Source organism: Williamsia muralis, from assembly GCF_051487485.1.
In the GTDB taxonomy this organism is placed as follows: domain Bacteria; phylum Actinomycetota; class Actinomycetes; order Mycobacteriales; family Mycobacteriaceae; genus Williamsia; species Williamsia muralis_B.
In genome coordinates, this window is the sequence record NZ_JAHVCV010000009.1 from 87,061 (window position 1) to 99,021 (window position 11,961).

At 63.9% G+C, this 11,961-nt stretch carries 14 protein-coding genes; 9 read left to right on the plus strand and 5 right to left on the minus strand.

Annotation, left to right across the window (positions count from 1 at the left end):
- The first annotated feature begins 100 nt into the window (after positions 1-100).
- Positions 101-1,957, plus strand: coding sequence for a 2-isopropylmalate synthase (leuA, locus tag KXR83_RS22155; RefSeq protein ID WP_437426691.1), 1,857 nt, complete (start codon positions 101-103; stop codon positions 1,955-1,957).
- Positions 1,945-2,361 (plus strand): acyl-CoA thioesterase, encoded by a 417-nt coding sequence (locus tag KXR83_RS22160; protein WP_437426692.1) that lies wholly within the window; start codon positions 1,945-1,947, stop codon positions 2,359-2,361. Before leuA ends, KXR83_RS22160 begins: the two co-directional genes overlap by 13 nt.
- Positions 2,362-2,385: 24 nt before the next feature.
- Here the strand turns inward: KXR83_RS22160 and KXR83_RS22165 are convergent, their stop codons facing one another.
- Complete coding sequence (locus KXR83_RS22165) at positions 2,386-3,279, minus strand: LysR family transcriptional regulator (protein WP_437426693.1); 894 nt, start codon at positions 3,277-3,279, stop codon at positions 2,386-2,388.
- Between the two features lie 46 nt (positions 3,280-3,325).
- Entirely contained in the window at positions 3,326-4,669 is a 1,344-nt protein-coding gene (locus KXR83_RS22170) for a cytochrome P450 (RefSeq protein ID WP_437426694.1), read from the minus strand.
- Positions 4,670-4,770: 101 nt separating this feature from the next.
- Between KXR83_RS22170 and KXR83_RS22175 the strand changes: the two genes are divergently transcribed.
- Positions 4,771-5,427 (plus strand): TetR/AcrR family transcriptional regulator, encoded by a 657-nt coding sequence (locus KXR83_RS22175; protein ID WP_437426695.1) that lies wholly within the window; start codon positions 4,771-4,773, stop codon positions 5,425-5,427.
- Between the two features lie 36 nt (positions 5,428-5,463).
- Positions 5,464-6,057 carry a class I SAM-dependent methyltransferase gene (locus KXR83_RS22180; RefSeq protein ID WP_437426696.1) on the plus strand — a complete coding sequence of 198 codons (594 nt, stop codon included), beginning with the start codon at positions 5,464-5,466 and terminating at the stop codon, positions 6,055-6,057.
- A gap of 30 nt (positions 6,058-6,087) precedes the next feature.
- On the opposite strand, the gene KXR83_RS22185 is transcribed toward KXR83_RS22180, so the two are convergent.
- Complete coding sequence (locus tag KXR83_RS22185) at positions 6,088-6,504, minus strand: globin domain-containing protein (protein ID WP_437426697.1); 417 nt, start codon at positions 6,502-6,504, stop codon at positions 6,088-6,090.
- Positions 6,505-6,548: 44 nt separating this feature from the next.
- Positions 6,549-7,772, minus strand: a complete 1,224-nt coding sequence (locus KXR83_RS22190) for an oxygenase MpaB family protein (protein ID WP_437426698.1) — start codon at positions 7,770-7,772, stop codon at positions 6,549-6,551.
- 176 nt (positions 7,773-7,948) lie between these two features.
- Between KXR83_RS22190 and KXR83_RS22195 the strand changes: the two genes are divergently transcribed.
- From KXR83_RS22195 to KXR83_RS22215, 5 genes are all read left to right on the plus strand, one after another.
- The gene (locus tag KXR83_RS22195) at positions 7,949-8,608 is read left to right on the plus strand and encodes a TetR/AcrR family transcriptional regulator (RefSeq protein ID WP_437426699.1); all 660 of its coding nucleotides are present in this window, start codon (positions 7,949-7,951) and stop codon (positions 8,606-8,608) included.
- A gap of 71 nt (positions 8,609-8,679) precedes the next feature.
- Entirely contained in the window at positions 8,680-8,973 is a 294-nt protein-coding gene (locus KXR83_RS22200; protein WP_437426700.1) for a hypothetical protein, read from the plus strand.
- Positions 8,974-9,005: 32 nt separating this feature from the next.
- Positions 9,006-9,770: an esterase/lipase family protein gene (locus KXR83_RS22205; RefSeq protein WP_437426701.1), complete on the plus strand. Its 765-nt coding sequence runs from the start codon at positions 9,006-9,008 to the stop codon at positions 9,768-9,770.
- Between the two features lie 101 nt (positions 9,771-9,871).
- A complete protein-coding gene (locus KXR83_RS22210) occupies positions 9,872-10,351 on the plus strand; it encodes a DUF2975 domain-containing protein (protein WP_437426702.1) in 480 nt (159 codons plus the stop codon).
- Positions 10,351-10,557 (plus strand): helix-turn-helix domain-containing protein, encoded by a 207-nt coding sequence (locus KXR83_RS22215; protein WP_023956557.1) that lies wholly within the window; start codon positions 10,351-10,353, stop codon positions 10,555-10,557. Before KXR83_RS22210 ends, KXR83_RS22215 begins: the two co-directional genes overlap by 1 nt.
- 42 nt (positions 10,558-10,599) lie before the next feature.
- Here the strand turns inward: KXR83_RS22215 and KXR83_RS22220 are convergent, their stop codons facing one another.
- Positions 10,600-11,709: a GGDEF domain-containing protein gene (locus KXR83_RS22220; RefSeq protein ID WP_437426703.1), complete on the minus strand. Its 1,110-nt coding sequence runs from the start codon at positions 11,707-11,709 to the stop codon at positions 10,600-10,602.
- Positions 11,710-11,961: the final 252 nt, after the last annotated feature.

The window sequence follows — 11,961 nt, forward strand, 5'->3', positions numbered from 1 at the left end:
CCTTCTCGGTTGCCGCGGCGGGGTCTGATCCAGACCGGCTTCCCGTCGCGGGATCTTTGACGCGCCGGTCTCATTCCCCCAACCCCGGAGATTGACCCTCATGCCTGCCGCCGATGCATTCACTTCCAGTTCCAGCCGGATCAGCGAACCCGCCGGACCCATTCCTTCCGGACAACCGTCGTGGAACCCCCAACGCAATTCCGCGATGCCCGCACATCGTTATCGCGCCTTTGCCGATGAGGTCGAGAACGTCGCGGTCCCCGACCGCACCTGGCCCGACAAGGTGATCGACCGCGCCCCCATGTGGTGCGCCGTCGACCTCCGTGACGGGAATCAGGCTCTGATCGACCCGATGAGCCCGGCACGTAAGCGCCGCATGTTCGACCTGCTGGTGCGGATGGGTTACAAGGAGATCGAGGTCGGGTTCCCCTCGGCCAGCCAGACCGACTACGACTTCGTCCGCGAGATCATCGAAGACGATGCGATCCCGTCGGACGTGACCATCCAGGTCCTCACGCAATGCCGGAACGAACTGATCGAACGCACCTTCGACGCATGTCGCGGCGCCGCGAATGTGATTGTGCACTTCTACAATTCGACGTCGGTGCTCCAGCGCCGGGTAGTCTTCCGCGCCGACAAGGCAGCCATCAAGAAGATCGCCACCGACGCTGCCCACAAGGTCCGCGCCGAAGAGGTCAAGTACCCCGACACCAATTGGCGTTACGAATACTCCCCGGAGTCGTACACGGGCACCGAACTGTCCTACGCCAAAGAGGTGTGTGACGCGGTCACCGAGATCATCGACCCCACACCGGAAAAGCCGATCATCCTGAACCTCCCGGCAACCGTGGAGATGGCCACACCCAACGTGTACGCCGACTCGATCGAGTGGATGCACCGTAACCTGGCCCGCCGCGACTCGGTGATCCTGAGCCTGCATCCGCACAACGATCGCGGAACTGCCGTCGCCGCTGCCGAACTCGGCTATCAGGCCGGCGCCGACCGCATCGAGGGTTGCCTGTTCGGCAACGGCGAACGCACCGGCAACGTCTGTCTGGTGACGCTCGGCATGAACCTGTTCAGTCGCGGGGTCGATCCGCAGATCAACTTCTCCGACATCGACGAGATCCGCCGCACGGTCGAATACTGCAACCAACTCGGTGTGCACGAGCGCCATCCGTACGGCGGCGATCTGGTGTACACCGCGTTCTCCGGTAGCCATCAGGACGCCATCAACAAGGGCCTCGACCAGATGAAGATCTCTGCGGACGAGGCCGACTCGGACATCGACGACATCCTGTGGCAGGTTCCGTACCTGCCGATCGACCCCAAGGACGTCGGCCGCAATTACGAGGCCGTGATCCGAGTCAACAGCCAGTCGGGCAAGGGCGGCGTCGCCTACATCATGAAGGCGGACCACGGACTGTCACTGCCGCGCCGTCTGCAGATCGAGTTCAGCCGCGAGATCCAGAAGATCACCGACGGTGAAGGCGGCGAGGTCTCTCCCAAGGAGATGTGGGACGTCTTCGCTCAGGAGTACCTGCAGCCGCTCAAGCCGCTCGAACGGATCCGCCAGCGCGTCGACGCCGCCGAGGAAGACGGTGGCGAAGACCGCATCACGGCGACCGTGAAGGTCGACGGCAAAGAGAAAGAGATCACCGGCTCCGGCAACGGACCGCTGGCCGCCTTTGTCGACGCGCTGTCAACCGTCGGGTACGACGTGCAGGTGCTCGACTACGCCGAGCACGCGCTGACCGCCGGCGACGACGCGAATGCCGCTGCCTACGTTGAGGTTCAGGTTCGCGGCGAAACCGTATGGGGCTGCGGAATTGCACCGTCGATCACCACGGCATCGCTGCGCGCGGTGGTCTCGGCGGTGAACCGGGCCGTGCGGGTGGCCGACGGCAGCGGGAACGCCGATTCCGGCGAGCAGGCCCCACGCACGTGGGCCCCGTAGTCGGTTCCGAGGGAACTCGACCCACCTGGTCGGCCCCGGTACGTTACGCCGAGGCCGACCAGCAGGGCGTGGTCTTCAACGCGCACTATCTGCTGTACTGCGACGAGGCCAGCGCGGAGTTCTGCCGGCAACGGGGAATCCTCGATTTCGGCGAAATGCTGCGCGTCAAGAAGTCGACGCTCACCTGGACCGCGTCGGCGGTCTGGGGTGAGGTGGTCGACGTCTACGTCACCTGCCCACGCGTCGGACGCACCAGTTTCACGATGTGCTTCGACGTCAAGGTCGCAGATCGGGAGTGCTGCACCGTCGAGACCGTGTATGTCCACGCCGACGAATCCGGTGCGCCACAACCCTTTCCCGATGACGTGGCACAGATCCTGACCTCCGGCGTACCAATAGCGTAGTCGGGCGGCGGTTCTGCCGAGCGATCATGCCCCGGCCGAATCACCCTCGGCGACAAGTGCTGCAAGAAGTTGCCTCACCGCACCTCGCTGATCACCCATCGGGCGGCTCAACGCCTCGTATACCCGCGCGGCGCGCACGCCGGTGAGAACAAGGCGGCTGCAGTCCGGATCCCGGATGGAGAACCGGGGCATGAGCGCCACTCCGTGATCACGTGCCACCATCGACTCGATGACACGGAAGTCGTTGATGCGGTGGGTGACTCGCGGCGCCACCCCGGTCGCCGCCGCAAGGGAGAGCAGCACGTCATCAACCGGGAATCCGCCGCGGACGCTGATCCAGTCCTCGTCTTCGAGTTCAGCCAGCGTCACCTCGCTGCGACCGGCCAAACGATGACCACCCCCGACCACCAGGTCGATGGGCTCACGCATCACGGTTGTCACCGACACCCTCGCCTCGACAACCTGTGGCGCCCGCTCGTCCCGATGGGTCAGGACAACATCAAAATCGGCCAGCAAGGCAGGCGCGTCAACGTATTTGACGTCTTCGTCGCCGGCGATCAACCGGATCCGACGATCGCTCATCCGGTTGAGGACACCCGGTAACAGCAGAGCAGCCCCCGAGGGGAACATCGCCAAGCGCACTTCGCCGACGGCGTCATCTCGGTACGACGCCATCTCCGCCTCGGCCCGTTGCACCGCGGCGATGACCTCGTCGGCACGTAGTACCAATGCGCGACCGGCGTCGGTGAGACGAACCCGACGACCATCCTGTTCGAGCAGGGCGATCCCGGCTTCGCGGCCCAGGACCTTCAACTGCTGCGACACCGCCGACGGTGTCATGTTCATCGCCTGCGCCACGGCTCCCACGGTGCCGCGGTCCGCGAGCTGCCTCAGGATTCGTAGTCGCTGCAGGTCCATGTGGTCACGCTACACAGTTGGCGGTCCTTCCTTCAGGTCTGCCACATCATTTTCCACTGCGGCGACGCACAGCAATCTGCCCTTTTCGGCGGGGCGCATAAGCGACGCCGCGACTGTGCCATCGCTCAGCGGGTTTTGTCGTCGGGAGCAGTTCGAACTTCTCCAGCACGGTCCGCAGGGTGACATCCATTTCCATGTTCGCGAAGGCCGCACCGATGCACCGGCGCGTTCCACCGCCGAACGGGAGCCATGCGGCGGACGGCTTGTGATCCAGGAACCGGCTGGGGTCGAATCGTTCTGGATCCTCGAACTGCTCACTGTCGTCGTGCAGCAGAGAGATGCTGACAAGCACTGTGTGCCCCTGCGGGATGCGCCACTCACCCAGCTCCAGCACAGGAGCCACCACTGTTCGCCCGGCGAGATCGATCACGGGCCGGCTGCGCTGCACCTCCAGGATCGTCGCCTGCCGGAACACGGTGTCCCCCTCGTCGACCTCAGCGGTCAAGCGGGCCAACGCATCCGGGTTACGGCGTAATCGCTCGAACGCCCACGCCAGCGTGGTGGCGGTGGTCTCGTGGCCCGCAGCGAGCAGCGTCGCAAGTTCGTCGGCGATCTCGGTGTTCGACATCGGCGACCCGTCGTCGTAGGTACTTCGCAGCATCAGCGAGACGATGTCGGTCCGTTCGGCGAAGTCGGGGTCGCTGCGCACCGTGGAGATCAGGTCGTCGATGATCGAGTCGTATTCACGACGGCGAGCCAGGAATCGATCCCAGGGGTCGAACCGGCCGAGGTTGATCGTCGTGTTCGGCAATGTCGCGAGGCGCGAGCCCAATTCGACCATCGGCGGAATGATGCGCCGTAGTGAGTCGAGCTGCTCCCCATCGGCGCCGAACACCGCACGAAGAATCGCATTGAGCGTTATTCGCATCATCGGAGCCAGACTCTCGAACTCGCGATCTTCCGGCCAGGTCGCGGTCTCGCGGAGGACCTCTTCCTCGATGATCTGCTCGTAGCCCTTCACGCTCTTGCCGTGTAGCGGAGGCGTGAGCAGCTTTCGTCTGCGGCGATGGTCGTCACCTTCGAGCGAGAACATCGAGTGGTCGCCGAGGATCCGGCCGAGGTTGGGCTGCACGTTGCTCAGCACTCCGGCCGGTGTGGTGAACAGCTGCTTGGCCAAGTGTGGGTCCGACACCACCACGGTGTTCCCGAAAACCGGGATGTTCAGCGTGAACGCCGGCCCGTAGCGTCGGGCAAGCACCTGCATCGTCTGCCGACGTGCGGCGACGAACGCGAGTCCCTGCACGTGCCGAGGCAGTCGCGGGCCAGGCGGGAGGTGCACCGGCACCTCTGCCTGCGGACCGTCTTTCGTTTCTGTATGAGCTGGCCCCATGTTCGAACGCTCCCCTCTCGGCACCGCCTGGTACTGCGCCGTACCACTGCGACGGTACGCTTCCGTACCAGGGGAGAACAAGGGGTCGTATCGTTGGATCGATGGCAACCAACCCGGAGTCAGTCGACCAACTGCAGCCTGCCGACGCCGACGGGTCAGCATTCCGGGTTCGACTGCTCGATGCGCTGGCCACTTCGATCGAGGTCCGCGGGTACCGGGCGAGCACCATCGCCGACATCGTCGGCATCGCCCGGACCTCGCGGCGAACCTTCTACCAAGAGTTCTCCGGCAAAGAAGACTGCTTCATCGAGCTGCTGCGGCGTGCGAACGCCTCGATGATCGATGAGATCGTGGCGGCTGTGGATCCGGACGCCGGGTGGATCATGCAGATCAGGCAGGCGATCGGCGCATACGTGAAGTCGATCGAGATGGATCCGGCCATCACTTTGAGCTGGATTCGCGAGCTCCCCGCCCTGGGAACCAGTGCCCGACCGATTCAGCGGCACGCGATGGAGGAACTGATCCGCACCCTGGTCATGCTGACGAGCACACCTCAGATGCGGACTGTAGGAGTTAAAACGGTGTCGCGGCCGATGGCCACCCTGCTTCTGGGAGGCCTACGCGAACTGACAGCGGTCGCAGTCGAGGACGGCAGGCCGATCGACTCGATGACCGAGACCATGGTCGAGGCATGCATCGCCCTTCTGGGCCCGCGACCGGACGTTCCCCGAACTCAGTTGCCGAAACAGCAAGAATAGTTGTCGAAACATGCGGTTCGCGGCCATTGTGGAGGCATGAGCCAAGAATTCTGGGACGAGCACTACAGCAGCGCCGAACAACTCTTCAGCAACAACCCCAATCCCGTCCTCGTCGACGAGGTGGCCGACCTGCCACCCGGGCGGGCGCTCGACCTCGGATCCGGTGAGGGCGCCGATGCCCGCTGGCTCGCTGAGCGCGGATGGCAGGTGACGGCCGTCGACATCTCGCAGGTCGCCATCGACCGCGCCGTGAAATTGGGTGACTCGGACGCCATCACCTGGGTACGTGGTGATCCGATCTCCGACCCGCCGTCGCCGACCTCCTACGACCTCGTGTCGATGCAATACCTCCACAGCGTTCCCCGGGCCGACGGCGGCAAGACCGCCCGCGCGATCGCAGACGCCGTCGCGCCAGGCGGAACGCTGCTCATCGTGGGCCACGAGATTCGAGAAGGCCACAACTGGAAGGGAATCGACCCGAGGGACTTCTTCGACCCGCACGACTTCGCCGAGCTCCTCGGCGACGAGTGGACGGTGCTGGTCGACCGCACCCAGCCCCGGACGACCGCCCCTCCCGGAAACTCACACCACACACACGACACCGTACTGAAAGCTGTTCGCTCACAGTAGAACCACGACATCAGGTTCGCCGGCCCCCGGTCAGCCCGACCCATCCGTGCGCACGGGGTAGGCCTCCAGCATCATGCCGGCGACTGCTCCGAGTGCCTCAGACCACGCATCCGTCATGGCGTCCGTCCACTGGGCACCTCCACGTTCGGCCATGGTGGCGATCATCGTGGACGCGACCCAGGTGTACATCTCAGGCGTGACGCCCCACGATGCGTGCCTCTGGCCCAGCGCCCCCAGCGAGTCTCGAAGCCACGTCGGGTCCTCGAGGTGGTCGAGCACGGCGACGATCGCATCCTGGAGCATTCGCGCTTGCGGGCGGATGTCGCTGCTGAAAAGTGCTCTTGCCGACGGATACTCGGTAAACAAGCGGTCATAGAACTCGGTGGTGAGCCCCACGTCGTCGTCGGCGACCAGCATGAGGCTCCGCTCGAGCAGCACTTTGTCCACGTTCACACTCTCCGAAACTCCGGCGGACTATCTGCGCCGTGGCATCACTTGTAGTTCGGGTTGTTGATCACCGGAATCTCGATGTTGATCGGCATCCGGAGTTCCGAGGTGTAGAACAACACGAACTGGCGCAAGAACTCGTCGAACAACCAGTACGCCTCTTCCGGGACGCCCACATCGAGAAGTCCCTCACGCACAGCCACGAACGGACCCCATGCGGTTTCGAGCAACGGCGTCCAGACGGGCTCTCGCGGGATGCGCAACCAATCGGCCACCTGGTCGCCGAGCATGAACCGGGTCAACGCGCCCAGGATGGGCCGGGTGAGCAACGTCAGATCCAGATTCATTCCCAGACCCAGGAGAATGTCGGCGAGTTTGATGCCTTCGGGTGTGGGCGCGAGGATCGGGTCGAGCACCTGTTTGGCCTGCGAGTCGGCCTGATCCCATGACGCCGGGATGTACTCGTCTTTCACACCGAGCAGATGTGCGGCCAGTTGCCAGGAATGCAGGAAGCCCTCCGATTCGGCGGCCGGGATCTGCACGTTCCACTTCTTCAGGTTCCGCATCACGGTGGTGGGCAAGCTGTGCCAGGTGACCATGATGTCGGCCTGACTGATCGGGATGTCTTCTGGCGCAGATCCCGTCCAGTGCGGCGACTGCGGGAGCAGGTGCCGAACCGCCGCGTGCGCGAGCCGCGTCTTGACGCAGGTGATCACCATTTCACCGTCGGGCTGGTAGGCATTGAGCGAACCGATGTCGTAACCGAGTTTCGCGGTCTTGGTGATGCGGTCCTTCATGTCCGCGCCGCCTTTGGAGTAGTACACGGCACGCGCCTCTTTGGGGATGACGGTGCTCATCATGCCGCTGGCGAAGCCGTACAGCACACCCAGATAGGTCCCGCGCTTCTGGTTGAACTCGACCGCCGTGGCCAACTTGCCCTGATCCGCCCAGGACGGCATCTCCCGCGCGTACTCGATGAAGTCCCGCAGGTCATTCGGCAGGCCGGCAGGCAATGCCTGACCGTTCTTGGTCCAGTGCTTCAACAACTCGTTCACGCGCGGCACCTCGCCGCGGTCGATCAACGATGCGACCACCGGATCGGCCTCTTTGTCCCACACGCCCCGGGGGTCGGCCCCGCTACCGGTACCCGGCACCGAACCGGCAGGCGACCACGTCCATGGGGTCGCCGGAACGATGACCGCCGCAGCGCCGGCAGCACCCAACACCCCGCCCGCTTTCAAAGCATTGCGCCTACTGAAGTTGTCCACGCTATTCACTCCCCGTCCGACCAAACGATTCATTCGCTGATGCAATGAAACAATCAGCGTTTCTTAGTAACATGGTTAGCACAAAAGTGTTGCCGGTCACAAGCGGTGCAGTTTCCTTGTGCGACTCACACCTGTTCGAACGAACTGAGCCCCGAGAACCGGTACCGTCTTCGTCTATGGCGACGTCGAGCACCCGAGCGATGCTCGAACGCGCGTACAAAGACGCGATCAGGCGGACCGACGCCGGCGACGACACCACCCGCACCCGGTTGCTGGACGCCGCCTATGAACAGTTCTGCCGCACCGGCGTCCAGCGCACGTCGATGGAAGATGTCGCAAGGCGCGCGAACATGTCCCGCATCACGGTCTATCGCCGGTTCGCCACCAAGGACGCCTTGATCGAGCAGGTCATCTTCCGGGAGTTCCGCCGCTACTTCGAGCGGTTCCTCACCGACATCCGATCCGCCGATACCGCGGCCGAGCGAGTTGTTCTCGGATTCGTGAGCTCCCTGCGTGCCATCCGTGGCAATCCGATGATCGGCGGGCTGATCGACGCAGAACCCGGTCTGGTCGCAGGGTCGATGATCGGTGACGACGGCCGCATGGTTGCGGCGGTCCGCGAGTTCGTCGCGGGTCAGCTCCGTCGCGAGCAACAAGTGGGCAACGTCGACAAACAGCTGAACATCGACCTCATCGCGGAAATGATGGTGCGTATCTCCGCATCGTTCCTGACGATCCGAAGCGATGTCGTCGACCTCGATGACGACAAGCAACTCGCAGCGATCGCATGGCAATTCCTCGTACCCATGCTCGATGTCGGTCGATTGCCGAAATAATCTGTCCGACAGGCTTTTTGTAGGTCTTGTACTCTGCCGCGCGTCGTCGGCGGCGCCTAGTATTGCTGCCCATGGACAAACACGTGGCCGGCAGGCTCGCAGACACACACTTGGCCGAATGGGGCCGGAGTGTGGACTACACCCAACTCGCATGGGCGGACGACAACGAATCGACAACCAGCCGGGAAGTGGTCGAGGACGGCGTCCATTACACGGTCCAGTCAACCGTGTGGCGTGAACAGGGAGCAAATGTCTACACCCTCGGGGTCCGTGTCACCGAGACCGGTCGGCGCTCGCTGTTCGGAAAGGCCGTGTCGCGGTTCGGTCGCAAGTTCCCCGACGGGAGGTTTGTGGAGGGGGCCTAGCTCTCACGCCGCCCGGCAGGTACCTTCCCTCCATGACTTCCACTAAGGGTGCCCTCACAAAACTCATGGGTGCACTCGCGATCGCTTCGGTGGCCGCACTCATCGGCTCCGCCACCGCATCGGCGGGGTCGGCGCCGGGTCAGCCCCAACGCATCGTGCTGCTGGTACCCGGCCAGCAACCGGCTCCGGGAACCTCGAGCATGGACCTCTTCCACGACATGGCCGCCGAGTTGGCTGCCCAGGGGTACACCGTCGACACGGTCGACGTGAAAGGCCTCGACCTCTATGCGGACTCGCGAACCATTCAGAAGTCGGTCGAACGTGCGGCGGCCGGAGTCGACGTGGAGAGCCTGTCACTCGTGGCTCACAGTTACGGGGGATTGTCGGCGCGTCACTACCTGAAAGCGCTGGGCGGCTCCGAGCGCATCGACGACTACGTTGCGATCGGCACCCCTCAGTACGGCTCGCCCGGCGGCTGCGTCCAATTGCCCGGATTCGGTTTCGACGGCTGCCCGGTGACCCCGTTCATCGCCGAACTCAACAACGGCGACGACACACCCGGCGACGTCGAGTACTACTCGATTCGAAGCAATGAAGAGCTGGCCGACGGCCGGCTCGATGGCGGCCAGTGCAGGCTCGCCCCGATTCCGAAGCTCGAGCATGCCGTTGAGCCCGCCGACGACCGCGTGATCGCTGCCGTCTCGAGCGCGTTGCGTGGCGGGTGTCCCGGAGAGTTCGTCAACGAACGGGACGGCCAGATCACCCTGGCGTCAACACTTTTCCCCTCACCACGCTGAGTTCCACAGCACACCCGTAGCCCCGACACCGGACAGACCCCGGCGTCCATCGTTGCGGTTGATCTATTGACTTTCGATAGATTTACCGTGATAGTCGATGCATGTTCAACGAACGCTGGGTTGTCACCGCACTGCGAGTTTTCCTCCTATCACTCTTCGCGATACTGGTCTTGTTCCAAACCATGTCCCTGCCAGGACAATTCGCGCACATGGCCGAGGAGTCACCCGACCAGGCATACCTGCGTTGGCCGGCGACAGCCGTCACCGTGTTCTGGGTGCTCTGCGCCCAGGTGGTCATCGTCTGCACCTGGAAATTGCTCAATCTGGTGCGCAGCGACCGCATCTTCACCCACGCCTCACTCGTCTGGGTCACGGCAATCGTCTGGGCGATCGGCGCGGGTTGGCTCACACTTCTCGGCGTTTTCCTCTACGTCGGTTTCAATGCGAATGACCCAGGGTTGCCGCTTCTCCTCTTCCTGATGCTGATGGGCGGGGCCGTCCTGGGCCTGTTGATGGTCGTGATGCGCGCACTGCTGCGCCAGGCCACCACGCTGCGGTCGGACATGGACGCGGTGATCTGATGTCGATCGTCGTGCGTATCGACGTGGAATTGGCAAAGCGGAAGATGAGTGTCGGTGAGTTCGCCGAGCGGGTGGGGCTCACTCCCGCGAACGTCGCGGTGCTGAAGAACGGCCGTGCCAAGGCAGTTCGGTTCAGCACCCTGGAAGCCATGTGCCGGGTGCTCGAATGTCAGCCCGGGGATCTGCTGGAATGGATCGACGACTGACGGTGTCGCCGATGTGACACACGGTCCCGCCGATCCCGATGGTCAGCGCGTCGCGTCATCGAGATCGGAATCAATCGAAACACCATTGCCGCCAAGCTTTTTCGCCTTGTACATGGCGATGTCCGCCGACCTCATCAGCGCCCTCAGGGTTGCCGTGCTCGGCTGCCGCTTGTTCGCCCGCAGCTGCTGGTGCGTGGCCACCGCGACCCCGACGCTCACCGTGATCGGATGTCGATCGTCCGTGTTGTGCAGCGTCGAACGCACCCGATGCGCCACAGCGATCGCCTGCTCTGGGGTACCGACGAGCGTGATCGCGAACTCTTCGCCGCCCACGCGGGCGATCAGCGCGTGACCACCGGCGACATCCACCAGCCGGGCTGCGACTAGTTCGAGCACGGCGTCTCCACCGCTGTGCCCGTGCTGGTCGTTGATCTGCTTGAAGCCGTCGATGTCGAGCATCAGCACGGCCAGCCCCACCGGGATCCCGCTGTACTGGAGCTGATGAAACCCCGCCTCGAGTCCACGACGATTACGGAGCTGGGTCAGGTGGTCCCGAAATGCGTCGTTGGCATCCTCGCGCAGATCCAGCAGGCCCGACTGCATGATGATCGGCGCTGCCAGCAGAACCGGCAGCAACACCATCAGCAGTGCCGTCGCGATGCCCTTGTCCGCGTCCGAGCCCAACACCACGCACGCATAGAGCCCCAGCGTCACCGCAGTTGCGAAAGCGAGGTGCCCGAGCAGCCACCGCGGACTGTGGAAGGCGGTCACGTGCGCACCGGTCACCGAGAACAGCGAGCAACCCATCATCGCGATGAACAGATCCGCGAAGGTGAACAGCACCACCGCGACGCCGACATCGGTGTAGACGACGAACAGCCGGGTCATCCACTGACGGGGCCAGCGCCCGGCAAGCCAGACGACCCCGATGACAGCGCAGGCGACAGCGAGTACGCCGACGAGGATGTCGATCGCGATGCCACCCCGGGGTCCGGCAGGCGACGTCAGCGCGCAGAAGGCTCCGACGCTGAAGCAGCAGCACCACAGCCCCACGGATATGCGATTGACTGCCAGCGTTCCACGCACTCGGTGATAGTTGACCGTCCACTCGTAGTCGAACGGCTGCCGCCACCACGAACGAAGAAACTCCACGGTGATGGACTCCCCCAGGTCACTACTGCATCGACGTACTGGCCGCCCCCCGACAGCCGTGATGTGTAGCGACGCTCCGCGCCCGCACCACCGAAAAATCACCTGACTGTACCAACGCGGAACCGTGGAGACCGGGCCTTCCCCGATCGCAGACTCGGCGGCACAGATCGGTTACGTGAGTGATCCGGGCCACTCATTCGGGGGCTCTCCACCGCATTCGTGCATAGTTCGCCGGCGACTGGGTAGGCAAAG